The sequence below is a fragment of the Chelatococcus sambhunathii genome (assembly GCF_001418005.1).
GTDB classification, from domain to species: domain Bacteria; phylum Pseudomonadota; class Alphaproteobacteria; order Rhizobiales; family Beijerinckiaceae; genus Chelatococcus_A; species Chelatococcus_A sambhunathii.
In genome coordinates, this window is the sequence record NZ_LIOL01000006.1 from 101,855 (window position 1) to 126,034 (window position 24,180).

Below are 24,180 nucleotides of genomic sequence, written 5' to 3' on the forward strand. Positions count from 1 at the left end.
TCAACATCATCCATCGAATATGGGTTCGGCCGGAGCGGGTGTCAAACGGGCTGACGCGCTGCGGCCTGTGGACAGCGTCACTTCTCGGCGGCATCGAGCCGCGCGAGCTGGGTGGCGAACCATGCGCGCACCTCGCCGCCCGCCAAGTCACCCAGCGCCAGCGCGACCTTTTCGGCCCGCGGGTCCAGCGACGCGCGCGCGAGGATGTGCTGCATGCGATGCCCGGACATCACGAGGATGGCGAAATCCGCCGCGATGCGCCTGCGCTCGTCCGGCGTGAGGGCGTCGAAGGCATCGAGGGCGAAGAGCACCCGCCGCTCCGCCATCCACGCCTCGAAAGGCATGGTGCGGATCGACAGGGCGAGGGCAGCCCTGCCCTGGTCGTCGAGGCGTCCCCCGGTCACTTGGGTAGCAGCCAGGACGAGCCAGGCATCCCCGGAGCGGGGCGAGGCCCGAACGAGGCGCCGGCGCAGGTCGGTGCAGACCCGGCGCTGCCGCTCCGCCTCATCGCGAGCCCTCCGCGCCACCAGGACGAGCCACTCGCTGTCGCAGGACAGCGCCGCAACGGCCAGAACCTCGCCTGATTCGATGTCGCCGAGCGGCCCCGGAACGGGCGAATCAGCGATCGCGACGCGCGACAGCTGTCTTGCGCCGAACTCCGGCACAAGGGTTCCCATCGCGCGAACTGCCCAGCACTCGGACCGCAACATGACAAGGCCGGCGGCGACCAGCGCGACGGCAGGGAGGAGGGTCGTGGCGCGCCTCATCGCGTCTGTCCCGAAAGGATGGGCAGAACGGCCAGCCCCGTAGCCCGACGCCGGGTAGCCGTGATGCCGCGTGCCGCATCACCCGCGGCCGCGAAGGTCAGCGCGAGCAGCGCGGTGGCGAAGCCGCGGCTCTCGATCAGCATGGCTTCGACCACATTTGCACCGATCAGGAAGACAGCGACGGCGAAAGGCATACAGCGCAAGGCTCCGAGCCGTGCCACGTCCTCCCGCAAGGCGAGACGCAAGGACTGGCGAAGGAGAACGAAGAGGACGAAGAGAGCGGCGAGGAGCCCGACGACGCCAAGGCCGATGAGAATGTCCATGTAGCCGCTGTGCGGATTGACGAAATCGTAGCCGAACATCGCTGTGATGGCCGGCCGAAGCACCTGGTAGCCGGCGCTGAAGCCGTAACCGAGCCAGGGATTCTCCCTCGCGAGATCGATCAGCAGGACCCACAATTGCCAGCGGCCGGTGAAGGTGAGGTCTCGGCCGAGGGCCATGATGCCGGCGGCGAGCAGCGCCTGCGACGCGAGCAGCAGCGGAACGAGGAAGAAGAGGCCAAGGACCAGCAGCACACCGCGCAGGCTCCGCCCGGCCCCTTCGAGGAGGCGAAGCCCGGCCATGGCGGCAACCCCGATGACGAGCGCCGCATAGCCGCCGGCCGATTCCGACCGCACGAGACAAAGCACGGCCACGGCGGCGATAGCGAGACGCAGAACGAGCGGCCCGAGGGACGGCCCGGCGCAGAAGAGCCAGGTGATGCAGGTGAGGGCCGCCGCCTGACCCAGCAGCACGCGATGGTAGAAGACGCCCCGCCAGACACCGGCATGGATGGATTCGAAGGCATCCGTGCGCTGGTGCAACGCCTGTTCGGGCGCAGCGAAGGCAAAGAGCGCGCTGGCGAGGATGCCGATGGCGAGGACGATGGCGACCAGACGCAAGGTCTCGCGGGCGCCGAAATACGCAACATAGCCGCAGCCGAGGACGAAGGTCGCCGTGCTGGCGAAGGCCTTCTGCAATGTCACCCCCGGAAGCGGCGACCAAAAGGCAGACAACGCCGCGAGAAGCAGCACCGGGAAGACGGGCCACGCGCGCAGCAGCGTGGCTGCGAAGCGGCGCGGCACCATCAGGCCGAAGCAGAGGCCAAGGGCGTAGATGCCGATGAGCAGGCCGCGCAACAGCGGCGAATAGATCTCGATGGCCTGCTCGAAGTCGATGCCGACTATCTGCGGCCGAAAGACATCGAAAAGCACGACAAGCGCCGCCAGCGCAACCAGCCGGATCACGGCGGGCCTTTGAGCGACATCGCCATCCCCCGGGCGGCGCAGTTGCGCCTTGCCGGTTCCCGTCTGTTGCATCCGCGGCGCCCCGCTGGCTCCCGAAACATGAGACTACCGCCGCCCGGCACAAATTGCCACGCGCCCACGCGCGGGCGGCGCCGCAAGCGCTGGCCGGCCCACTGCTGGCGGGATAACAATGGACGGGATGGTGTCCCGGACAGGATTCGAACCTGTGACCTACGGTTTAGGAAACCGTTGCTCTATCCTGCTGAGCTACCGGGACAACCGCAGCCCCTTTAGCACATGATTCTCGAAATTGCAGCGCGGCACATGCATCATGTCGGCATCGCGGCCGTTCTCGTGGCGCTCATCGCAGCGGCGCCGGCTCGCGCAGCCTCCTGCCCGGGGCGCATCGCCGGCACGGCGCGCATCGCCGCCGTCACACATCATGGCGACTTCCGCCTCGACGACGGCCGCACGGTGCGACTTGCCGGCGCTGTGCTGCCGCAGGACGGGCCGGCGGCCGAAACCTGGCGTGGACGACTTGCAACACTCGCCGGAGAAGAGGTCACGCTTGCCGCAATCGGGGCGGGAACGGACCGCTGGGGCCGCAATGTTGCCTCAATCTTGGTCGGAAAGAACTTTTCGGCCGCGTGGGACGTTTTCCCACAACACGCGTCAACCGACGCCGAAGGCGCATCCGATGTCATGATGCTCGAGGAGCTGTTGGTGCGGAACGGTTTGGCGCGTGTGTGGCCGCAGTATGGCGTGAAGGGTTGCATACCGACGTTGCTCGCGGCAGAGACAGAAGCGCGGCGCGAGGTACGCGGGCTGTGGCGCGAAGCCGAGCATGCGGTGCGGGAGGCGAGCGATCTTGACGGGCTTGCAGCCTTGGCGGGGCGGTTCGCCATCGTCGAGGGCACGGTGGCGAGTGTAGGCGAGCGTACAGCCCGTACCTATCTCAATTTCGGCCGGAGCTGGTCTGAGGACATGACGGTCTCCGTCTCGAAACCGATCTGGGAGACCATGCGCGCGGCCGGTCTCTCTGCGGCCTCTCTCAAAGGGCGCCGGGTGCGTGTACGCGGCGTCGTCGAGCTGCGCGGCGGCCCGCTGATCGAGGTAACACGGGCGGAAGACATAGAGCGGATCGAGGTGGCCGGAACGGAATGAGCAGGCTGAGCGACAGGACAGGTCTGGTCTTGCCGGGACGTACCGCGCGTCTGGCGGCAGGACTTGCCATGGCACTTCTCCTGGCCGGCTGTGCTTTCGACAATAGCCGGCTGCCGGACACTGCCCCCCTGCCGCCGGCGGCGCCGCGGCTGACGGGGCTCGACCGGGCAGCAAGCCGCGAGCACCAGCAACTCGTCACCGCGCTCGGCGGCGAATACCGCAACGCCAGGGCCGAGCAGTTGCTGCAGCAGGTTGTGGCCAAGCTGGCGCCGGCGAGCGACCGTCCGGCAGAGAGCTATCGCGTCACCATCCTCAACTCCCCGACTGTCAACGCCTTCGCCCTTCCGACCGGCAACGTCTATGTCACGCGCGGTCTGCTCGCGCTCGCCAACGACACGTCGGAGATCGCCGGCGTACTGGCGCACGAGATCGCCCACGTCACCGCACGCCACGCTGTCGCGCGCGCGGAGATGGAGCAGCGCTCCATGCTCGTCAGCCGCGTGGTCTCCGAGGTGCTGAACGACCCGGCGGCGAGCGAGCAGGTGCGAGACGAGACGCGCCTGTCGATCGCAGGCTTCTCGCGCGCCCAGGAGCTCGAGGCGGACCGCATCGGCGTGCGCACCATCGCCAAGGCGGGTTACGACCCCTATGGTGCGGCGCGCTTCCTCGTCTCTCTCAGCCGCAACGCCGAGCTCAATGGAAGCTCGAGCCGGTCGGCCCAGGGGCAGAACTTCCTCTCGACCCACCCGACAACGCCGGAGCGCGTGTCCCAGGCCATCGCCGCGGCACGGCTGGCCAGCAGCACGCGGGCTGGGGCGGCCGACCGCAATGCCTATCTCAACGCCATCAACGGCATCGCCTATGGCGAGGACCCGGCCGACGGCGTCGTTCAGGGACGCCGCTTCCAGCATCCGCGCCTGGGCATCACCTTCGCCGGACCGGAGGGATTCCAGCTCGATAATACGGCCCAAGCCGTGTTCGGCGTCTCGCCCGACGGCTCGCATGCCCTCCGCCTCGACGCCGTCGAGCTGCCGCCGGCACAGAGCCTCCGGGACTTCCTCGCCTCGGGCTGGATCGAGGGCATGACGACCCAGAACATCACCGAGACGACGATCAACGGCCTGCCGGCGGCGACTGGCACCACCCAAGGCAAGGAGTGGTATTTCCAGCTGGCCGCCATCCGCGTCGACGGTGCCGTCTACCGCCTCGTCTACGCCTCGCGCGACAACAGCACCGCCACCATGCGCGCCTTCCGACAGACCCTCGCGAGCTTCCGCCGGCTCTCCACGCACGAAATCGCGTCCATCCGGCCGCGCCGCATCGCCTTGATCACGGCGCAGCCCGGCGACACGCCCGAGAGCCTCGCAAGCCGCATGTCGGCGCCCGACCGGCCGCTCGAGCGCTTTCTCGTGCTGAATGGCCTGACTGCGGGCAAGCCGCTGACGCCCGGCTGGACCTACAAGATCATCACGGAAGAATGATCGGCTGCGCGGCCTGCCAGGTCGCGGAACGGCGCGCCTGCGAATGGTGCAGGTGCATGCCGCGTGCCGCACGAGGCGGCCGGCCCCCGTCGCGAGCCAATGATGAAACCGGCGCAGCGCAAGCAAAGCCCGGGACCGCGCCGCCAGCAACGGCGATGGTCAGACAGCGAAAAGCCCGGCATTGCTGCCGGGCTCTTGTCTAACGCAGGGCTCAGGCGGCTTCTTCCTGGACGTCCTCGGCATCAAGGTCGGCATCGGCCTCGACCGGCACCTTCGCCGCCCGCTTGGGCGACTTGGCGAGGCTGTCCTCGATCAGCTTCAGCGCTTCGGTCTCGGTGACGCGGTTGACGGCCGAGATCTCCCGCACCATCCGGTCGAGCGCGGCTTCGTAGAGCTGGCGCTCACTGTAGGACTGCTCGGGCTGGGCATCGGAACGGTGCAGGTCGCGCACCACCTCGGCGATGGCGATGAGATCGCCCGAATTGATCTTGGCCTCGTACTCCTGGGCACGACGCGACCACATGGTGCGCTTGATGCGCGCGCGGCCGGTCAGCGTCTCCAACGCCTTGGCGACCAGCGGTGTCTCGGCGAGCTTGCGCATGCCCACGCTTGCCGCCTTCGTGGTCGGCACGCGCAGGGTCATCTTGTCTTTCTCGAATGTGATGACGAACAGTTCCAGCTTGAAACCGGCGACCTCCTGCTCCTCGATGGCGACGATCTGGCCGACGCCATGAGCGGGATAGACGATGGATTCCCCCGTCTTGAAACCCTGACGCTGGGCGGTCTTCTTGGCATTCGTCATGATAGTGGTCGCCTCCTGATCGCACTCGCCTCGAAACGGACGATACGCCCCACCACCGGGAAGGCTGATCCGCGGCGGTGGCACAACACCAGCGGGGCAGGAGGGACACCTCTGCCTCGCAAACTGATCTCAGTCGATGAACCCGTGTCGCGCAAAGGCCTTGGGCGCCTGCGAGGGACATCGCAGGTTCCGCTACTGACGTTCTTTGGCTGAACAAAGTACGGCGAAAACGACCGTGCCCATTGCGCTAACCGACTGTAGAACAACAACCTATCATAAAATGCAGTGAAAATCAAAGGCCTACCGCGCCGCACCCCGCGAGCGGGCGGGGCAAGGCGCTCAATCCCCTTCTCCCGGCTCGGGCGAAAAATACTTTTCCAGCTTCCCCGGGACGCCATCAAACTCCTTGGCATCGGCCGGGGGCTCGCGCTTCTGGGTGATGTTCGGCCACACCTTGGCGAAATCGGCGTTCAGCTTCAACCAGTTCTCAAGCGCAGGCTCCGTGTCCGGCTTGATCGCCTCGGCAGGGCATTCCGGCTCGCACACACCGCAATCGATGCACTCGTCGGGATGGATGACGAGCATGTTCTCGCCTTCATAGAAACAGTCGACGGGGCAAACTTCGACGCAATCCATATACTTGCAACGAATGCAGTTGTCGGTGACGACGTAGGTCATCCGCTTCTCCTGCCGCCTGGCCCCGTGTTCGAAGGCGGGCCCGCGCCCGTCCGTCGGTTGCGAAAGCGCGCTCTACCCGCTCCGCGTCCGCAAAGCAAGCGACGTCTCGTCGCGCGCGGCCGCGACGGCCGCGCGTGGATTGCGACCTCGCACATCCGCCCATCGTGTGACTTAAGGGGCCAGCCGGGACGATGCCAGAGCGCACTCATTCGCTGGCTGCAGAGCCGTCCTGCAAATTCTCGACATAGAGGGTGCGCGCTTCTGCCGCAGGCCCGCGGCGCGTACCGAGCGCCATGACGGTGACGACGAAAGTCCCGTGCGCGAGCGCGATCGTGAGGACATCCCCCCTGCCGATGCGGCGGGCGGGATCCTCCATGCGCCGGCCGTTGAGGCGCACGTGGCCGGCGGTCACCAGCCTGGCCGCGAGCGTGCGACTCTTGGCCATGCGCGCGTGCCACAGCCACTTGTCGAGACGCAGCCGCTCGGCTTCCTGCTCGGTCATGCACTCCGTCCGCGCTGGCGGCGGGACGCGAGGCCCCGTGGCGCCGCTACTTCTTGTCGTCCCGCGCTTCGAGCTGCTGCTTGAGGGCGAGCAGCTTGGCAAAAGGCGAATGGGGATCTGGCGCGCGCTCGTTGCGCTGTTCGTGGCGGCGCTCGCCGCGTCCCTCCCCGGGTTTGCCGCGACGCGGCCCGCCGTCGGCCCGTTTCTCGGATCGCCCTTCGGCCGGCCCGCCGTTGCGCGGCTGGGCCGAACGCATCGGTCCACGCACCGCCGGTCTGTCGGGACGCCCCGGCCCGCCCTCACGCGGCGCCTCGGCGCGGCCATGGCGGCGGCCGCGCTTTTCCGCGCCCTGCCGCTGCTGCGCGTGGTGATGATGCCGGTGCGGACGCCACACCTCGACGATAGCCGGCTCCGCCGGCGCTTCCGTTGCGCCTTCCTGCGCAGCAGGCTCGTCCACCCCACTCTCTCCCACGGGAGCAGGTTCCTGCGCGGCCAGTTCCTGGGCGACGACTTCCTGGGCGGTATCCTCTCGGGTGTTGGCCCCTTGCTCAGCCGGCTCGTCTGCCAACGGCGTCTCGCCGGCCGCATCCTCGGAGGCTGCCCGTTCGGCGATGGTCGCCCCGGTCTCGGCAACTGGCTCGGCCGGCGCATCCCCCTGCGCTTCGGCAGCCGCGTCCGGCAGACCGGGCTGCGGCGGCGTCACCTGACGGGGCGCCGGCACGAGCGGCACCGTGATGGCCGGCCCCGGGCGGCGGTCGACGACATAGCCCAGCGCCTTGAGGATCGAGGAGAAATCCTCGCCCGAGCAGCCGACGAGGGAGGTCATGGCGACGGTGACGACAAAGCCGTCGCCATCGGCCGCGCCGGCCGGCGGCTCGCCGGGCGTCGTGCCGGGCCGGTAGGCGATGGCCGGGCGGATGAGATCAGCGAGGCGCTCGAGGATGTCGACCCGCACGGCCCGCTCGCCGCAGACACGGAAGCCGGCGGCGCGATACAGCGCCTTCGGCGCCTCGGCATCGACGGGAATGGACGTGCGCCCGGAGGCGGCGAGATGGGGAATATCGTCGAGCCCCTTGACGTCGAGGCCGCCGTGCTTGAGCGCCCAGAGCTGCGCGGCAAGCGCCCGCGGCGCCGGCTTCAGGAGCTGGGGCAAGTAGAGATGATAGGCGCCGAACCGCACGCCCATGCGCCTGAGAGCGCCGCGCTGCTCCTGGTCGAGGCCCTTGACCTCCTGCGCCACGCGCGCCCTGTCTAGCACGCCAAGAGATTCGGCGATCTGGAACGCGATGCCACGGGCAATGCCATTGAGTTCGTTCGCCTCCTCGAGGGCGATAAGCGGCCCGAGCAGCTTGCCGACATGCGCCTTGAGCCAGAGGTCCAGCCGCTGCTCGACCTTGTCGCGCGCCGGACCACTCAGATGCTCGTCGGCGAGGATGCGCAGGCGCGGGCCCAGCAACTTCTCGCCCGGCACCAGCCGCGCTACGGCCTCGCCCATCCAGCGCACGACGCCATCGTTCGCGAGCACGAACGTATCATCCCCGGCGTTGGCCAGGCGCTCGGCGCGCATTTCGATCTCGCCGGCCAGCGCCTTCTGCGCTGCGGCGCGCAGGGCCTTGGCCTCGGTGCCGTCCGCCTGCGGGTCCGCGGCGAACTGAAATCCGTGGAGCTGGCCCACGTGCTGGCCCTCGACCAGCACATCCCCAGCGGCGGTGACTTCCGCTTCAAGCATCGCATTCTCTCTCAAACGCCGCATCAGGACGCTGGTGCGCCGGTCGACGAACCGACTGGCCAGACGCTCGTGCAGCGCATCCGACAGCCTGTCCTCTACCTGACGGGTTCGCGCCTGCCAATGCTCGGGATCGGTCAACCAGTCGGGACGGTTGGCGACGAAGGTCCATGTGCGCACCTGCGCGATGCGTGCGGAAAGTGTGTCGATGTCGCCGTCGGTGCGGTCGACGAGGCCGACCTGACGGGCGAACCAGTCCTCCGCTAGCACGCCGTTGCTGACGAGATCGCGGTAAATCGTGACGACGAGGTCGGCATGAGCGGCCGATGCGACGCGCCGGTAGTCCGGCACCTGGCACACCTCCCACAGCCGCTCGACCGCCGACCGCGAGCCGGCGAGGCGGCGCACCTCGGCATCGCGGGCAGCGATGTCGAGCGCCGCCTCGTCCTCGGCCGTGGGGGCGCGCGTCAACCCCTCCTCGCGCGGCGGCGCAGCGAGGCTGCGCTGCAGGGCAGCCAGCGAGGAGAAATCGAGGTCGGGATTGCGCCACTGCAACATGCGCACCGGATCGAAGGCATGGTCCTCGAGTGCCGTGACGAGCTCGGAATCGAAGGGCGGGCAGCGACCCGTCGTGCCGAAGGTGCCATCCCGCATGTGACGGCCGGCACGGCCGGCGATCTGGCCGAATTCGGCAGGGGTCAGCTGGCGAAAGCCGTAACCGTCGAACTTCCTCTCGCTGGCAAAGGCGACATGATCGACGTCGAGGTTGAGGCCCATGCCGATGGCATCCGTGGCGACGAGATAATCCACCTCGCCGGATTGGAAGAGCTCGACCTGGGCGTTACGCGTGCGCGGGCTCAGAGCTCCGAGGACAACGGCCGCCCCACCCTTCTGCCGTCGGATCAGCTCGGCGACGGCATAGACCTCCTCGGCCGAGAAGGCCACGACGGCAGAGCGCCGCGGCAGGCGCGTGATCTTCTTTTCTCCGGTATAGCTCAGTTGCGAGAGACGCGGCCGCGAGACGATGTTGGCCCCCGGCAGCAGCCTCTCGACGAGCGGGCGCATTGTGGCCGCGCCTATGATCAGGGTTTCGGAGCGGCCGCGCTGGTTGAGCAGCCGGTCGGTAAAGACGTGGCCGCGATCGAAGTCGCTAGCGAGCTGTATCTCGTCGATGGCGCAGAAGGCGACATCGAGGTCGCGCGGCATGGCCTCGACAGTCGCCACCCAGTAGCGGGCGTTGAGTGGTTTGATCTTCTCCTCGCCCGTGACGAGCGCGACCTGATCGGCGCCGGCGCGTTCGACGAGGCGGCCGTAGACCTCCCGCGCCAGCAGGCGCAGCGGCAGGCCGATTATACCGCTGTCGTGCGCCAGCATGCGCTCGATGGCGAGATGCGTCTTGCCCGTATTGGTCGGCCCAAGCACGGCGGTGACCCCGCGGGCGCGCACGGAAGGCGGCAATGATCGAAGAAGCATGCGATCCCGATTACGATAAACGGTCCGGCGCCGCGAAGCTTTGCTCCGGCACCCTCCTGTACCACAGCGGAACGCCCGCCCGCGCGCTTTTTAACGATGCGAACAGGCCACGAACGAAGGGAGCCCGAATCGCTGACTCGTGCAGAATCAGGATTCGTTCGCCACGACATATGGTGGCTGAACCTGCCCTGCGCCACAAACGACCGATATGGAACCTCCAGCCAAGGCACGGCGAAGCACTTGGAATGGTTAACGGGGCCGGCTTTCTGCAATTGGCAAATATTAACGCTCCGGATGGCCGCCGGCGGCCGCGACGTTAACGGTCAGGCCGAAACGGGAACGGAGGTGCGACGAATCACTGCCAATGCACCGTTCACGGTTCGGTCTGCGCAAGATATCGTGGCCGCCCCATGAGAGAGGCACAAGTTGCCGCCGGCGCTACGAGCGCGCGCCGCCCTGGAAACGCCGCGCGTTTACCACGCCGTGCTGAAATGGCACAGGAATCGGGACACGCACGCATTCCTTCTTCGCGGAAGCGTAAAGCGCCGGATCGGCCCCCGCTTTCAGTTCTGGGCGCGGACCGGCGACATGTCCCGGCCGAGGGGGACACCGTCCATCGTCAGGCTCGTCGCCTCGATCTCGCTGAGGCCGATGGGCGTGCGCACGGCGATGCGGTAGGGTATGAACAGGCGCGTGCCGGCGAGCGGCGCGAGCCACACCTGCATGTCCCTGTTCTCCTCCATGAACTTCGTCACCTTGCGGTTGGCACGGTGCCCGGCAATGGCGGAATAGCGCACGTCGCAGACTGCGACAGGTCCCTGATAGCCGTTGCCGTTCACCGTGCGCACGGTCCTGGGCGTCAAGCTGATGTCATAACGGGCGGCCCCGTCGAAAATAGGCAGGGTGCGCCGGCAGGCGTTCGCGCTCACGCTCGCGGCATTCGTCGGCGACAGCGTGGCCGAGACGGGCATCAGAAGGGCGCTGACCGGATCGAGCACATTGCGCCGATGCGCATCAGTGACAGCGATTCGGTCGGGATGCGGCTCGATCTGCGGATTGACCTCGAGGGCCTGCACGGTACCGCCAGACATGGCCATGCGCACGGTGATGGATTTTTCGGAGCCTGCGGTGGTGATGGCAAAGGTGCCCGGGGCGGGGCGGCTGCCGTCGAGGCTGCCTGTTGCCGTGGCAGCCCCCTTGCCGCTGGTCATCACCCCTGCAAGGCCAGTGAGTTTGGCCCAGATCGACAGGTCATAGCGATCCCCGTCGATATCAGCCTTGACGGTGGCGACGCCGATCTTGAAGCCCATCAACGAAATGTCGTATCTCGCCTCGACCGTGCCGGCGGCGGCCTGCGACACGAAGGCCACCAAGGCGAGAGACGCGCCCGCGGACGCGCGAAGGCAGGCCGTGCTCCAGCCGGAGCGGCCCAGCATGCGGGGAAGAGACTTCCCTCGCCTCAATCGGTAGCGCGCCTGCATGTCGAACCCCGGGTGCCCGCTCGTCCTTAACTGGCCTGCGAATCAGTCCGAATCGTGGCGCTTCCCACGCCGTTTGGCGAGATGCGCGCGTTCACGTCCTTGACGAACACGGGCGAAGTCCACTATACACCCGCGACTTTCTCGGGACATGTGGTGCCCAGCCGCCGGCGACGGTTGCCGGTCATGGGGCTTTGCCTGGTCGGCGGCACCTGTAGCGTTGAGGACGAATCATCATGGCACGCCGTTGTGAACTGACGGGCAAGGCGGTTCTGACCGGCCACCTCGTGAGCCACTCGAACCGCAAGACCAAGCGCCGGTTCCTGCCGAACCTGTGCAACGTCACGCTGCAGTCGGATGCGCTCGGCCGCGCCGTTCGCCTGCGCATCGCCGCTGCCGCCCTGCGCTCGGTCGAGCACCGCGGCGGCCTTGATGCCTTCCTCGTCAAGGCGGCCGACGGCGACCTGTCGCAGGGCGCCCGCGCGCTCAAGCGCGAGGTCGAGAAGAAGCTCGCCGCCGCCGAATAAGGCCGGCGCGCCAGTCTTCCTGCGGGCGGCTCACGGCCGCCCGTTTGTGTTTGGGCACCCGCGACTGGTGAGAGAAGCCGACCATGGACCGTGATCGACGCCCCTTCTTGCCGGCGCGGACGCGCCGCCTATGGGCGCCGGTCACCGCCATGGCGCTGGTGGTACTCGCGTCCAACATCGCGGTGCAGCACCCCTTCACGCCCTGGGGCCTTGAGGATTACCTGACCTGGGGTGCCTTTACCTATCCGGTCGCTTTCCTCGTCACCGACCTTACCAACCGCCGCTATGGTGCCGCCACGGCACGCCGGCTCGTCATCGTCGGCTTCGTGCTTGCCCTGGCCGCTTCCGTCGTCGCGGCGAGCCCGCGCATCGCCTTCGCTTCCGGCACCGCCTTCCTCGTCGGGCAACTGCTCGACATCGGCGTGTTCAACCGTCTGCGCCGGCTCGCGTGGTGGAAAGCACCGCTGACCGGCAGCCTCCTCGGCTCAGCTCTCGACACGGCCCTGTTCTTCACCCTCGCCTTCGCGGGCGATGTGACCGATCTCATCACCTATGGCGGCGGGCCGCTTGCAGCGACCGTTCCCGTCTGGATCGGCTGGGCAATCTGCGACTTCATCGTCAAGGTCGCGATGGCGCTCGCCATGCTGGTGCCCTACGGCGCCCTCATGGGCCTTGTCCGCCCTGCGGTCGAGGCCCGCGCCTCCTGAACGGCGCCTAGGGTGCCAGGGCGAATTCCAGCAGCAGCGTGCGCTGCATCATCGAGAAGTTGTTATCGGAGATGACGGTGAGGATGGTCTCGCCCGCGGCGCGGCGCACGGCGAGCCCCTCCATATTGTCGATCTCGTAGCCATTGTCCGCCTCAATGAGCGCCATGCCGTCGAGGACGGCGCCCGGCACGAGCGCCCGTCCCTCGATGTGCCGGATGCGCATGCCGATGCTGAAGGGCGGCACGTAGCGCCGCTCCAGCACGATCAGATCGCCGCCGGGCAGGAAAGCGAGATCCGTCACGTCGAAGCCGTCCCGCCGGCTGAACGCGAACCGGCCGGGCCGCCGCCCGCCGATGATGAAGCCGACCGTCTCTTCCTCGTCCGAGCGCTCGGCAATGGCGACGATGGCTCCCGCGACGGGGCTGCCGCGCGGCGCGACGCCAATGGCTTCGAACCCGCGATTGCGGGGCAGGCGACGCGCCTCGTCCGGGACGGCAAGACGTTCGGCGCGTGCCGCGACGCCCGACCGGGCCCAGTCGAACCTCAGGATCTGGTGCACGCGCTCGACGCCGACATAGGCGGTGCCGCCGGCGATCGTGAGGCTCTCGGTATCGTAAGCCGCGGTCGCCGCCAGCGGCACGCCGTTGCCCGCGAGCATCGGCGCCATCATTGCCTCGGCGAGGCCGACAAGGCGATCGCCCTGGCGCGCCGGCCGGGCGACGAACCATTCGGCCGCATCGGAGACCGCGACGAGCCGGCCGTCGTCCGCGAAAGCAAGGCCGGAAAAGCCACCGAACCCCTCATAATCCGCCTTGAGCTGCAGCCCGCCGCGAAAGACGAGCGCGCCGAAACGCTGCCGACCGGGATCGCCCGGACGGAAGGAATCGACGCGGCGCGCCTCGACAGTGAGGCGCACCGGCCCCCCCGGCACCGGCGGTCGGGCATTGACCCGATGCAGCCCGAAGGCGGCGAGACCCGCGGTCGCCAGCCCGCCCCCGAGGAGGGCGCGGCGCGTCGGCCACAGCCATCTCATGCGTGGAGGCGCTGGCGTCGGCCGGCGACGGGCGAGGCGCGGCTCGCCGTCTCGTCGAACAGCTCGGCAAGCTTCTCGGTCATCACGCCGCCGAGTTCCTCGGCGTCGACGATGGTGACCGCACGACGGTAATAGCGGGTGACGTCGTGGCCAATGCCGATGGCGATGAGCTCGACGGGCGAGCGCTCCTCGATCTCCGCAATGACGTGGCGCAGATGGCGCTCGAGATAGTTGCCCGGATTGACGGACAGGGTCGAATCGTCGACCGGCGCGCCATCCGAGATCACCATCAGGATGCGGCGCTGTTCGGGCCGCACCAGGAGGCGCTTGTGCGCCCAATCCAGCGCCTCCCCGTCGATGTTCTCCTTGAGGAGGCCCTCCCGCATCATCAGGCCGAGATTGCGCCGGGCACGGCGCCAGGGCGCGTCGGCCGCCTTGTAGACGATGTGGCGCAGGTCGTTGAGGCGACCGGGATTGGCCGGCTTACCGGACTGGAGCCACAGCTCGCGCGACTGCCCGCCCTTCCAGGCGCGCGTCGTGAAACCGAGGATCTCCACCTTGACGCCGCAGCGCTCCAGCGTGCGGGCGAGGACGTCGGCGCAGGTTGCGGCCACCGTGATCGGCCGCCCGCGCATGGAGCCCGAATTGTCGATGAGCAGGCTCACCACCGTATCGCGGAAGTCGGTGTCCTTCTCGCGCTTGAAGGAGAGCGGCTGGAACGGATCCGTCACCACGCGCGGCAAACGCGCGGGGTCCAGCATCCCCTCTTCGAGGTCGAATTCCCAAGCCCGGTTCTGCTGCGCGAGAAGGCGCCGCTGCAGGCGGTTGGCGAGACGCGCCACGACGCCCTGCAGATTGGCGAGCTGCTTGTCGAGATAGCCGCGCAGCCGCGCCAGCTCCTCGGCATCGCAGAGCTCCTCGGCGGCAACCGTCTCGTCGAAGCGCGTCGAGAAGGCCTTGTATTCCGGGCCGCGCGGCTCGTTGGACAGCGATGTCGGCGGGCGGCGAGATTCGCCGGCATCGTCTGCCTCCGAAACATCGGCATCGTCGGGCATCTCACCGGAGGGCGCCTCGGCGGCCTCGCTCATGCCCTCCTCGAGCTCCTGCATGGCCTCGGCGGCGCTCTCCGACTCGCCGCCCTCATCCTGCGACTGGCGCTCGCCCTCGCCCTCGTTCTCGTTCTGCTGCTGGTCGGACTTGTCCTCGCTGTCCTCGTCCGCCTCGTCCTCGGCGTCGAGATCCGTCTCGTCGGCCATGTCGAGGCTTACGAGAATGTCACGCACGCCGCGGGCGAACAGGCGTTGGTCCTCCACCGACGCAACCAGCCTGTCGAGCTCGCGGCTCGCCTTGTCCTCGACCACGTCGCGCCAGATGTCGACGAGCTTGCGCGCGGACGGCGGCGGGCGCTGGCCGGTCAGCCGCTCGCGCACGATCATGGCGACCGCCTCCTCGATGGGCGCATCACTGCGATCGGCGACGTCCTGCATGTTCGCGCGGTGGCAACGGTCCTCGAGCATCGCCGAGAGATTGGCGGCGACACCGCTCATGCGCCGCGCGCCAATGGCCTCGACACGCGCCTGCTCGACGGCATCGAACAGCGCCCGCGCAGCCTGCCCGTCCGGGGCAAAGCGACGATGCACGGCCTCGTCGTGACAGGCAAGCCGGAGCGCCATCGCATCGGCATGGCCGCGCAGGATGGCGGCGTCCGCCTCGCTCATGCGGCGCGGCGGCTCGGGCAGGCGCGCGCGCTCGCCGACGAGTGCCGGCCGGTCCACGGCAAAAGCGACGTCGAGCTCCGGCCGACGAGAGATGGCCCGCATCGTGCCGGCGACGGCGCGCTTCAGCGGCTCGCTCGGCGCCTCCTTCGACGTGGCGGGCTTGCGGTTGGAGATGCTCACGGCGCTGCCCTCTCGTCTCCCGTCAGCTCAGGGCGACGTTGACAGCCGATTCCGGCAAGTCCTTGCCGAAGCAGCGCTGATAGAACTCCGCCACCAGCGGCCGCTCCAGTTCGTCACACTTGTTGAGGAACGTCACACGGAAGGCAAAGCCGATGTCGTCGAAGATGTCCGCATTCTCAGCCCAGGTGATGACCGTGCGCGGACTCATGACCGTCGACAGGTCACCATTGATGAAGGCGTTGCGCGTCAAGTCCGCCAACCGCACCATCTTGTTGACGATGTCGCGACCCTCGCCGCTCTGGTAGTGCTTGGCCTTGGCGAGGACGATCGCCACTTCCTTGTCGTGCGGCAGGTAGTTGAGCGTCGTCACGATCGACCAGCGGTCCATCTGGCCCTGGTTGATCTGCTGCGTGCCGTGGTAGAGGCCCGAGGTATCGCCGAGGCCGATGGTATTGGCCGTGGAGAACAGGCGGAAGGCCGGATGCGGGCGGATAACGCGCTTCTGGTCGAGCAGCGTCAGCTTGCCGGACAGTTCCAGCACGCGCTGGATGACGAACATCACGTCCGGACGGCCCGCATCGTATTCGTCGAAGACGAGGGCGACGTTGTGCTGCAGCGCCCAGGGCAGGATGCCGTCCTGGAACTCGGTGACCTGCTTGCCTTCCTTGAGCACGATCGCGTCCTTGCCGACGAGATCGACGCGGCTCACATGGCTGTCGAGGTTGATGCGCACGCAGGGCCAGTTGAGGCGCGCCGCGACCTGCTCGATATGCGTCGACTTGCCGGTGCCGTGATAGCCCGTGACCATGACACGGCGGTTGCGGGCAAAGCCCGCGAGGATGGCGAGCGTCGTCTCCCGGTCGAACAGATAGTCGGGATCGAGGTCGGGCACGTGTTCTTCGGGCGTCGAATAGGCCGGCACCTCGAGATCGGTGTCGATGCCGAAGACCTGCCGCACGGATAGCTTCATGTCGGGCAGGGAATTCGCGCTCGTATCGGTGGTCGCTTGCATGGCTCCTCACAATCGGCGGGACCTCCCGCCGCGTCGCGGCAGAGTTTCACCGCCTCCGCCCGCGGGCAAGCCCAAATATATCGATATGACTCTCGATATAGGCTCGCGCCGGCGCGCACAAATCACCATGCGTCATCGTGACCATCACGACGACAGGTGGTTCAGCACAAGCCGACCGTCTTCAGGGTATTGTAGGCGCGGATGATCTCCTGCAGCCGCGCCTCGAAGGACCGGTCGCCACCGTTGGCATCGGGGTGAAAACGTTTCACGAGCTGCTTGTAGCGCGCCTTGATCGCGGCTGCATCCGCCACCTCCTCGAGCCCGAGGGTATCGAGGGCCTGGGCCGCTGGCGCGGACAGGCGCCGAACCGGCTCGGCACGGCGAGCCGCACCCTGTGCCTCGCGGGCGCCGGCGAAGAAATCGAACGGATCGACCACCTCGGCCTCGTCATCGGCCCTGGCATAGGCGGCCGAGCGCATGCGTGCGGTGCCGTTAACGCCCATCTTCCATGTCGGCCGGTGGCCGATGACCGAATCCTTCTGGTAGGCGGCGACGGCATCCTCGCTCATGCCGGCGAAATAATTGTAGGACTGGTTATAGGCGCGCACATGCTCAAGGCAGAACCGAAAGTACTGGCCCTCCTGCCCCCGCCCTTTCGGTGCCCGGTGCAGGCCGAGGCCCGCGCAGCCCGGATGCTCGCACACCGGGTCGTCGCGACGCGCCGTCTCCTCCGCCGCGGGGCGGACACGGATGCGATCGAAGAGGGGCGAGTTGAGATTCATGACTCAAAGCTTATGTGAGACGCGGTTGTCAGAACAAGTGCCGCAGAGACACAGCGGCGTTGCAATGCAGGGGGCACCCATGGGCTTGAAGGACGACATCGGCGCCAAACTCACGGCGGGGCTCTCCCCCACCCACATCACGGTCACGGACGAATCGGACAACCACATCGGCCATTCCGGCTGGCGGCCGGGCGGCGAGACGCATTTTCGCGTCGAGATCACCGCCCCGGCCTTCGCCGGCAAGAGCCGCGTCGAACGTCACCGCATGGTCAACGCCCTTCTCGCCGAGGAGTTCGCCAACGGCATGCACGCGCTGGCCGTGACCGCGCGGGCGCCGGGAGAATAGATGGATAGGCAATAGGCAATAGGCAATAGGCAGTCGGATCCCCCCGACTGCCTATTGCCAACGGCCTGAGGTCGCGGCTCGGCCGCGACTTTACTTGATGCGCTCGAGCACCGACACGTAGTTGGCGACTGCCGCCCCGCCCATGTTGAAGATGCCGGCAAGGGTCGCGCCTGGCACCTGGATGCCCCCGGCCTCGCCGCACAGCTGCATGGCGGAGAGCACGTGCATGGAGACACCCGTCGCGCCGATGGGATGGCCCTTGGCCTTGAGGCCGCCGGAGGGATTGACCGGCAGGCGCCCGCCCTTCTCCGTCCAGCCCTCCTTGATGGCGCGCGCGCCCTCGCCCTCGGGCACAAGGCCCATGGCCTCGTATTCGATGAGCTCGGCGATGGTGAAGCAATCGTGCGTCTCGACGAAGGACAGGTCGTCGAGCGTCAGGCCGGCGCGGTCGAGCGCATCGGCCCAAGCCTTGGCGCAGCCCTCGAACTTGAGGATATCGCGGCGCGACAGGGGCAGGAAGTCCTGGGCATGGGCCGTGCTGCGGAAAGCGACGGCCCGGCGCATCTTCAAGGCCGTCTCGATATCGGCGAGCACGATGGCCGCCGCGCCATCGGAGACGAGGGAGCAGTCCGTGCGCTTCAGCGGCCCTGCGACGATGGGGTTCTTCTCGCTCTCGGCGCGGCAGAAGTCGAAGCCGAGATCCTTGCGCATCTGGGCGTAGGGGTTGTCGACGCCGTTCCTGTGGTTCTTGGCCGCGATCATGGCGAGCGCGTCGGACTGGTCGCCGTGGCGCTGGAAATAGGCAGCGGCGATCTTGCCGAACACGCCGGCGAAGCCGCCGGTGATGTCGCCTTCCTCGTTGAGATAGGAGGCCTTGAGCAGGTTCTTGCCGATCTCGGGACCGGGCGTCGTCGTCATCTGCTCGACGCCGACGACAAGCACGACGCGCGCATCACGGGCGGCGATGGTCTTGAGGCCCTGCTGGACGGCGGCCGAGCCGGTGGCGCAGGCGTTCTCGACGCGCGTGGCCGGCTTGAAGCGGAACGCGGGATCGGCCTGCAGCACGAGCGAGGCCGTGAAGTCCTGCTGCGAGAAGCCGCCGTTGAAATGGCCGAGCACGATCTCGTCGACATCGTCGGCGCTGATGCCGGCATGGGCGAGCGCCTCGTTGGCGACGCGGACGATGAGGCTTTCGACGCTCTCGCTGTCGAGCTTGCCGAACGGCGTATGGGCCCAGCCGACGATTGCCGCGGTCATTCCTGGTATCCTCCCATCATTGTGCGGCGCACTGTGCACCCGCCTATGACGGGTCGCAACCCGATTATCGCTCATATCACTGTGCGGCGAAGAGCATGGCGACGCCAAGGCAGACGAGGAGCATGCCGGCGATCTCGCGCCGCGACGCGGACTGGGCGAAGAGGCGCCGCGCCGCGATCTGGGCGAAGAACACCTCGACGAGGGCGAGGGTGCGCACGTTGGCCGCGCTCGTGAGCGAGAAGCCGACGAACCAGAACTGCGAGGCGAGCGCACCCATGAAGCCGGCAAATAGGGACGGCCGCCAAGCCCGGAAGCTGCCGATGAGCGCGCCCCTGTCGAAGAGGGCAAGATAGGCGAGGAGCACCAGCGTCTGGATGCCGAGCCCGAAGACGAGCGTCGTCGTCGCCCGCACCAGGAACGAGCCTTCCGGCAGGGCGAGGATGGCGCCGCGGAAGCCGATGGCGGCGAGCGCGAAACACGCGCCGGAGGCGATGCCGGCGAGCGCCGGCCCGCCGCGGGCAAGGGAAGAGAGGCGGCTGACCGGCTTCACGGACATCAGGATGACGCCGAGCGTCGCGACGACGACCGCGCCGGCGCCGAGCATGGTCAGCCGGTCGCCGAGGACGATGAGGCCGAAGAGGGCGACCTGCACCGGCTCGCTCTTGGTATAGGCGATGGTGACGGCGAAGCCCTCGCGGCGCATGGCGGCGAGCATGAGCGCGGTCGCCGCGATCTGGGCCAGCGCACCGGCCGTGACAAAAGCGAGGAAGCCCGCGCCCGGCGCCGGCAAACCCTCCCCCGTCACGGCGGTGACAAGCCCGAGGAAGATGAGGGCGAAGGGAAAGCCATAGAGGAAGCGCACCTGGGTCGCGCCGACCGTGCCGAGCACATCGGTCAGGCTGCGCTGCATGGCATTGCGCAGGGTCTGCGCGGCGGCGGCCGCGATGGTGGCGGGAATCCACAGAAGGGCTGTGACCACGGCGAAACTGTCCGGTGAAACGCGGATGTGGAAGACGCCACCGTCCGCCCGGACGCTGCCGCAATTGCTGTCTACAGGCCGCTGCGACCCTATGCAAATCAGACGATACAGGTTACGACTGACCAGCGAAAACGCTTGCCTTCCGGGTTGGACGCCAGGAAGGACTGCTTCGGGCCGCATCGCACCACGGTGTCGGCCATGCGCCGGCAGGCGACCCGGACAGGTTCGATATGACAACCGCTCTCTTCTCGCGAACGGCTGCACCTCTTTTTTCCGGTCTTGCGGCACTCCTTCTCTCGGTCTCCATGGCGCTGGCCGCACCGGCCATCGTGGTCGATGCCGGCTCCGGCCGCGTGCTACACGCGGAGGATGCAACGCTCGCCTGGTATCCGGCCTCGATCACCAAGCTCATGACGACCTATGTCGTGCTCAGCGAGATCCGCGCCGGGCGCATCACCTTCGAGACGCCGCTGACGGTGAGCGCGACGGCCACGGCGGTGATCCCATCCAAGATGGGCTTCAAGCCCGGGACCGAGGTGACGGTCGACAACGCCCTGAAGATGATCATGGTCAAGTCGGCCAACGACATGGCCGTAGCGCTGGCGGAAGGCGTCGGCGGCTCCGTCGAGAACTTCGCCGCCATGATGAACGCTTCGGCCAGCCGGCTCGGCATGCACGACAGCTATTTCGTCAACCCGCACGGCCTGCCGGATGAGCGCCAGCGCACCAGCGCCCGCGACATGGCCGTGCTCGCCCGCGCCTTGCTGACGGAATTTCCCCAGTACAAGGATTACTTCGGCATCGGGGCGATCCGCTTCGGCAAGCGCATCATGCGCAACACCAACGGCCTCATCGGCCGCTATCCGGGTGCCGACGGCATGAAGACCGGCTTCATCTGTGCCTCCGGCTTCAACGTGGTTGCCACGGCGACGCGGAACGGGCGCACGCTGATCACGGTGGTACTGGGCGCGCACAACGCCACCGAGCGCACGATCCGCGCCGCCGCGCTCTTCGACAAGGGTTTCGCCAGCACCGGGTGGGCCGGTTCGACGTTGGAGGCGATGCCGGTCTCCTATACCTCGCCGCCGGACATGCGCGAGGCCGTCTGCGGCCGTAACCGCGGAACGGTGGGCGAGGATGGCGACGAGATGCAGACGGTGGAGGCTAATGCCGGCCTGTTCAACATCTTCTCGCCCTCACCCGGGCTCTCGAAGGTGATGGGCGACAAGCCGGGCACGCTCGGGCCGCGTGATCCGACGACGCCCATCGACGTCTATGTCGGCCGCGCCCCAGGTGCCAAGGCTGCGCCGGCTGCCGTTGCCGCGACGCCACCAGCCGCTCGCGCCTTCGCGCCCAAGGAAGCGGAGGGCCCTGCGCTCAGCGGCAGCGGCCCGATGGTGCTTCAGGGGGCCGTCCGGCCGCCGCCGCGCCCCGTCATGAAGACGCAGGCCCCGGCGAAGAAGACCGTCCAGAAGACACCGCCGGCCCGGAAGGTGAGCGGCAACTAGCGTCCCGGACTGGTCGCGCCCACAGCACTGACCCGGTCTTGCGCTTGTCCATCGCGCGATAGATGTAATAGTAGAACATTGTCGCCGGCGCAGGGCCGGCGGCTTGCAATGCATGACGCGACCGCCGGCATGGCCGGTGGCCCGTCAGCCATGCGGGATTTTCTTTCCATGACCGCTGACCAGCCCAGCCGTCCGGCGCCGATCCCGCTCAATGTCGTCACCGGTTTCCTCGGGGCGGGGAAGACGACCCTGCTCAATCGCCTGCTGCGCGACCCATGGATGACGGACACCATCGTCATCATCAACGAATTTGGCGAGATCGGGCTCGATCATCTTTTCGTCGAGAAGGTGGACGAGGACCTGGTGCTGATGACGGCCGGCTGCCTGTGCTGCAGCATCCGCGGTGATCTCGTGGCAACGCTGGAGGACCTCCTGCGCAGGCGCGACAACGGCCGCATCCGGCCCTTCCGCCGTGTCGTCATCGAGACCACAGGCCTCGCCGATCCGGCCCCCATCCTGCACACGATCCTGCGCCACCCCTATCTCTCGATGCGCTATGCGCTCGACGGCGTCGTGACACTCGTCGACGCGGTCAATGGCGAGGCGACGCTCGATGCGCATGAGGAGGCGATGAAGCAGGCCGCCGTGGCCGATTGCCTCGTCCTGACCAAGGCCGATCTCCTGCAGGGCGATGACCTACGCAGGCTCGAGAGACTGACAGCGCGTCTTGGTGCCCTCAACCCCGCAGCGGACGTCGTGCGCGCGGACGATGCCACCGCGACCGCCGAGCGCCTTCTCGACCGCGGCCTCTACAGCCCGGATGGCAAGATCGGCGACGTCGCCCGCTGGCTCGGCGCCGAGGTCTTCGAGGACGCGCATCATCATGGCCATGGGCACGATCAGCATGGCCACCATGATCATCCCCATCATCATCACGACGATCATGGCCACGGCCACCACCAGCACGACGTCAACCGGCATGATGCGCGCATCCGCGCCTTCTGCCTGACGAGCGACCGACCGATCCCGGCCCCCTCCTTCGATCTCTTCCTTGACCTGCTGCGCTCGGCGCACGGGCCGAACCTGCTGCGCGTCAAGGGCCTCGTCGCTGTAAAGGAGGAGCCGGAGCATCCGGTCGTCATCCACGGCGTGCAACATATCTTCCACCCGCCGGTCGTGCTCGACGCCTGGCCGGACGGGGACCGGCGCACCCGCATCGTCTTCATCCTGCGCGACCTCGACGAAAGCTTCGTCAGGCGCCTGTGGGGCGCCTTCGACGGCACGCCTGCCGTCGACACGCCCGATGCTCAGGCGCTCACCGACAATCCGCTCGCCATCGGCGGAAGCCGCTGAGCCTCTGGAGCGGCTTTCCGGCACGCCCCCTGCTATGGCAATAGGCGACCGCTCCAGGACGGCAACATCCGTCCCGGTACGGGACGCCAGGCACAAGCGGGACCGGGCCGCCATGGAACAGAATGTCGTCCGTTTCAGATTCGGCGCGGTGATCGCCCCGGCTGGCTCGCCGTGTCCGGTGGCGCCCGGCAAGGACGAAAAAACGGGCCGCGATGATGTGGGTTGCCTTGTCATCGAAGAGCGCGCTGGCGCCCGGCTCGGCGACATCGCCGATGCGTGGGACGATCTCGCCCGCCGCGCTCTGGAGCGCAATGTCTTCGTCGAGCGGGCCTTCGCCCTCGCCGCGATGCAGCACATTGCGGGAGGGCAGGCCACCTCAGCCCTCCTTGTCTGGCGCGAACGCGGCGACGGCCGGCAGCTTGCCGGCCTCCTCCTTCTCGCCGCGCGACGGCGCCTCGACGTGCCCGGCCTCCTGCGCGGCTGGCATGTCCCACTCTCGGGTCTCGGCACACCGCTGATCGATGCCGACAGTTCCGAGGCCGTGGCCGCCGCAATCATCGATCACCTCTGCCGCCGCACACGCGCCGGTGCCGGCCTCGTCCTGCCGATGCTGGCCACCAAGGGCCCGGTGGCGACGACCTTTGCGGCGGCCGCCCGCGCCCGCGGCCTGCCGGTGGAGGCGCTCGACCGGCACGAGCGCGCCGTCCTCGACGGCGGGCAGGATGCCGAACGCCTCCTGCAAATCAACCTCTCGGCGAAGAAGCTGAAAGACCTGCGACGGCAACTGCGCCGGCTGGGCGACCATGGCCGGGTGCGGATCGAGGAGGCGCGTGACCCACAAAGCGTGCGGGATGCGACCGAGGTGTTCCTCGGCCTCGAGGCCTCGGGCTGGAAGGGCACGCGCGGCACCGCCCTCCTGCAAGACCGCGGCACGGCGACCTTCGTGCGGACGATGACGCGGCTGCTAGCGCGCGAGGGGCGCTGCCATGTCGAGACGCTCTTGGTCGGCGAGATGCCGGTGGCGGCAGCCCTCGTGCTGCAGAGCGCAGACCAGGCCTGGTTCTGGAAGATCGCCTATGACGAGCGCTTCGCCCGCTTCTCCCCGGGCGTGCAGCTCACGCTCGCGCTCACCCACCGGCAATTGGCCGAAACCACCCTTACCCGCACGGATTCCTGCGCCATCGCGGACCACCCCATGATCGACCGTCTCTGGTCCGAACGGATGGCCGTCGCCGATCTCTTCATCGGACTGCACCGGGCGGACGATGTCCGGACGCGGATGACCTTGCGGTTCGAATTGATGCGTCGGTGGCTGCATGGCGCGGCGAAGCGCACGTACCACATGCTCAAACCGTAAAGGCCAACAGCTTGTTGATCCTGTCCCGCGCGACGGCGCTGAGGTCGTGAAGCATCAGGGGTGG

The 24,180-nt window shown here is 67.9% G+C and carries 21 protein-coding genes and 1 tRNA gene; 8 read left to right on the top strand and 14 right to left on the bottom strand.

Annotated features, from left to right (window positions below; all coding sequences use genetic code 11):
• Positions 1-77 precede the first annotated feature (77 nt).
• The 3 genes from ASC46_RS13030 to ASC46_RS13040 all read right to left on the bottom strand — a co-directional run bounded on the left by ASC46_RS13030 (position 78) and on the right by ASC46_RS13040 (position 2,330).
• Positions 78-767, bottom strand: a complete 690-nt coding sequence (locus ASC46_RS13030; RefSeq protein ID WP_055459744.1) for a hypothetical protein — start codon at positions 765-767, stop codon at positions 78-80.
• A complete protein-coding gene (locus tag ASC46_RS13035) occupies positions 764-2,125 on the bottom strand; it encodes an O-antigen ligase family protein (RefSeq protein ID WP_055459745.1) in 1,362 nt (453 codons plus the stop codon). The genes ASC46_RS13030 and ASC46_RS13035 overlap by 4 nt, the downstream gene beginning before the upstream one ends.
• 128 nt (positions 2,126-2,253) lie before the next feature.
• Positions 2,254-2,330, bottom strand: a tRNA-Arg gene (locus ASC46_RS13040).
• A 20-nt stretch (positions 2,331-2,350) separates the two neighbouring features.
• Here ASC46_RS13040 and ASC46_RS13045 point away from each other — a divergent pair.
• Entirely contained in the window at positions 2,351-3,217 is an 867-nt protein-coding gene (locus ASC46_RS13045) for a thermonuclease family protein (protein ID WP_055459746.1), read from the top strand.
• 68 nt (positions 3,218-3,285) lie between these two features.
• Positions 3,286-4,698 carry a M48 family metalloprotease gene (locus ASC46_RS13050; RefSeq protein ID WP_082464834.1) on the top strand — a complete coding sequence of 471 codons (1,413 nt, stop codon included), beginning with the start codon at positions 3,286-3,288 and terminating at the stop codon, positions 4,696-4,698.
• Between the two features lie 211 nt (positions 4,699-4,909).
• On the opposite strand, the gene ASC46_RS13055 is transcribed toward ASC46_RS13050, so the two are convergent.
• The 5 genes from ASC46_RS13055 to ASC46_RS13075 all read right to left on the bottom strand — a co-directional run bounded on the left by ASC46_RS13055 (position 4,910) and on the right by ASC46_RS13075 (position 11,240).
• Positions 4,910-5,500 (bottom strand): CarD family transcriptional regulator, encoded by a 591-nt coding sequence (locus ASC46_RS13055; RefSeq protein WP_055459747.1) that lies wholly within the window; start codon positions 5,498-5,500, stop codon positions 4,910-4,912.
• Positions 5,501-5,839: 339 nt separating this feature from the next.
• A complete protein-coding gene (gene fdxA, locus ASC46_RS13060; RefSeq protein ID WP_055459748.1) occupies positions 5,840-6,178 on the bottom strand; it encodes a ferredoxin FdxA in 339 nt (112 codons plus the stop codon).
• Between the two features lie 205 nt (positions 6,179-6,383).
• Entirely contained in the window at positions 6,384-6,680 is a 297-nt protein-coding gene (locus ASC46_RS13065) for an RNA-binding S4 domain-containing protein (RefSeq protein WP_055459749.1), read from the bottom strand.
• Positions 6,681-6,726: 46 nt separating this feature from the next.
• On the bottom strand, positions 6,727-9,879 hold the full coding sequence (locus ASC46_RS13070) for a helicase-related protein (protein WP_055459750.1): 3,153 nt from the start codon (positions 9,877-9,879) through the stop codon (positions 6,727-6,729).
• A gap of 563 nt (positions 9,880-10,442) precedes the next feature.
• Positions 10,443-11,240, bottom strand: coding sequence for a DUF3108 domain-containing protein (locus ASC46_RS13075; RefSeq protein ID WP_157672338.1), 798 nt, complete (start codon positions 11,238-11,240; stop codon positions 10,443-10,445).
• Between the two features lie 353 nt (positions 11,241-11,593).
• On the opposite strand from ASC46_RS13075, the gene rpmB reads away from it, so the two are divergent.
• Positions 11,594-11,884, top strand: a complete 291-nt coding sequence (gene rpmB, locus ASC46_RS13080; RefSeq protein WP_055459752.1) for a 50S ribosomal protein L28 — start codon at positions 11,594-11,596, stop codon at positions 11,882-11,884.
• Positions 11,885-11,967: 83 nt separating this feature from the next.
• Positions 11,968-12,591, top strand: coding sequence for a queuosine precursor transporter (locus tag ASC46_RS13085; RefSeq protein ID WP_055459753.1), 624 nt, complete (start codon positions 11,968-11,970; stop codon positions 12,589-12,591).
• A gap of 7 nt (positions 12,592-12,598) precedes the next feature.
• On the opposite strand, the gene ASC46_RS13090 is transcribed toward ASC46_RS13085, so the two are convergent.
• The 4 genes from ASC46_RS13090 to ASC46_RS13105 form a co-directional block, all read right to left on the bottom strand.
• Entirely contained in the window at positions 12,599-13,624 is a 1,026-nt protein-coding gene (locus tag ASC46_RS13090) for an esterase-like activity of phytase family protein (RefSeq protein ID WP_055459754.1), read from the bottom strand.
• On the bottom strand, positions 13,621-15,522 hold the full coding sequence (gene cobT / locus ASC46_RS13095) for a cobaltochelatase subunit CobT (protein WP_055459755.1): 1,902 nt from the start codon (positions 15,520-15,522) through the stop codon (positions 13,621-13,623). The genes ASC46_RS13090 and cobT overlap by 4 nt, the downstream gene beginning before the upstream one ends.
• Positions 15,523-15,544: 22 nt before the next feature.
• On the bottom strand, positions 15,545-16,534 hold the full coding sequence (gene cobS, locus ASC46_RS13100; RefSeq protein WP_055459756.1) for a cobaltochelatase subunit CobS: 990 nt from the start codon (positions 16,532-16,534) through the stop codon (positions 15,545-15,547).
• Between the two features lie 161 nt (positions 16,535-16,695).
• The gene (locus ASC46_RS13105) at positions 16,696-17,316 is read right to left on the bottom strand and encodes a J domain-containing protein (RefSeq protein WP_055459757.1); all 621 of its coding nucleotides are present in this window, start codon (positions 17,314-17,316) and stop codon (positions 16,696-16,698) included.
• A gap of 79 nt (positions 17,317-17,395) precedes the next feature.
• On the opposite strand from ASC46_RS13105, the gene ASC46_RS13110 reads away from it, so the two are divergent.
• Positions 17,396-17,662 carry a BolA family protein gene (locus tag ASC46_RS13110; protein ID WP_096335373.1) on the top strand — a complete coding sequence of 89 codons (267 nt, stop codon included), beginning with the start codon at positions 17,396-17,398 and terminating at the stop codon, positions 17,660-17,662.
• A 90-nt stretch (positions 17,663-17,752) separates the two neighbouring features.
• Here the strand turns inward: ASC46_RS13110 and ASC46_RS13115 are convergent, their stop codons facing one another.
• Both ASC46_RS13115 and ASC46_RS13120 read right to left on the bottom strand, forming a co-directional pair.
• Complete coding sequence (locus tag ASC46_RS13115) at positions 17,753-18,919, bottom strand: acetyl-CoA acetyltransferase (protein ID WP_055459759.1); 1,167 nt, start codon at positions 18,917-18,919, stop codon at positions 17,753-17,755.
• Positions 18,920-18,995: 76 nt separating this feature from the next.
• Positions 18,996-19,898 (bottom strand): DMT family transporter, encoded by a 903-nt coding sequence (locus ASC46_RS13120; RefSeq protein WP_082464836.1) that lies wholly within the window; start codon positions 19,896-19,898, stop codon positions 18,996-18,998.
• Positions 19,899-20,128: 230 nt separating this feature from the next.
• On the opposite strand from ASC46_RS13120, the gene ASC46_RS13125 reads away from it, so the two are divergent.
• The 3 genes from ASC46_RS13125 to ASC46_RS13135 all read left to right on the top strand — a co-directional run bounded on the left by ASC46_RS13125 (position 20,129) and on the right by ASC46_RS13135 (position 24,116).
• Complete coding sequence (locus ASC46_RS13125; RefSeq protein ID WP_055459760.1) at positions 20,129-21,406, top strand: D-alanyl-D-alanine carboxypeptidase family protein; 1,278 nt, start codon at positions 20,129-20,131, stop codon at positions 21,404-21,406.
• Between the two features lie 168 nt (positions 21,407-21,574).
• On the top strand, positions 21,575-22,759 hold the full coding sequence (locus tag ASC46_RS13130) for a CobW family GTP-binding protein (protein WP_055459914.1): 1,185 nt from the start codon (positions 21,575-21,577) through the stop codon (positions 22,757-22,759).
• 112 nt (positions 22,760-22,871) lie between these two features.
• Complete coding sequence (locus ASC46_RS13135) at positions 22,872-24,116, top strand: GNAT family N-acetyltransferase (protein WP_055459761.1); 1,245 nt, start codon at positions 22,872-22,874, stop codon at positions 24,114-24,116.
• Positions 24,117-24,180 lie beyond the last annotated feature (64 nt).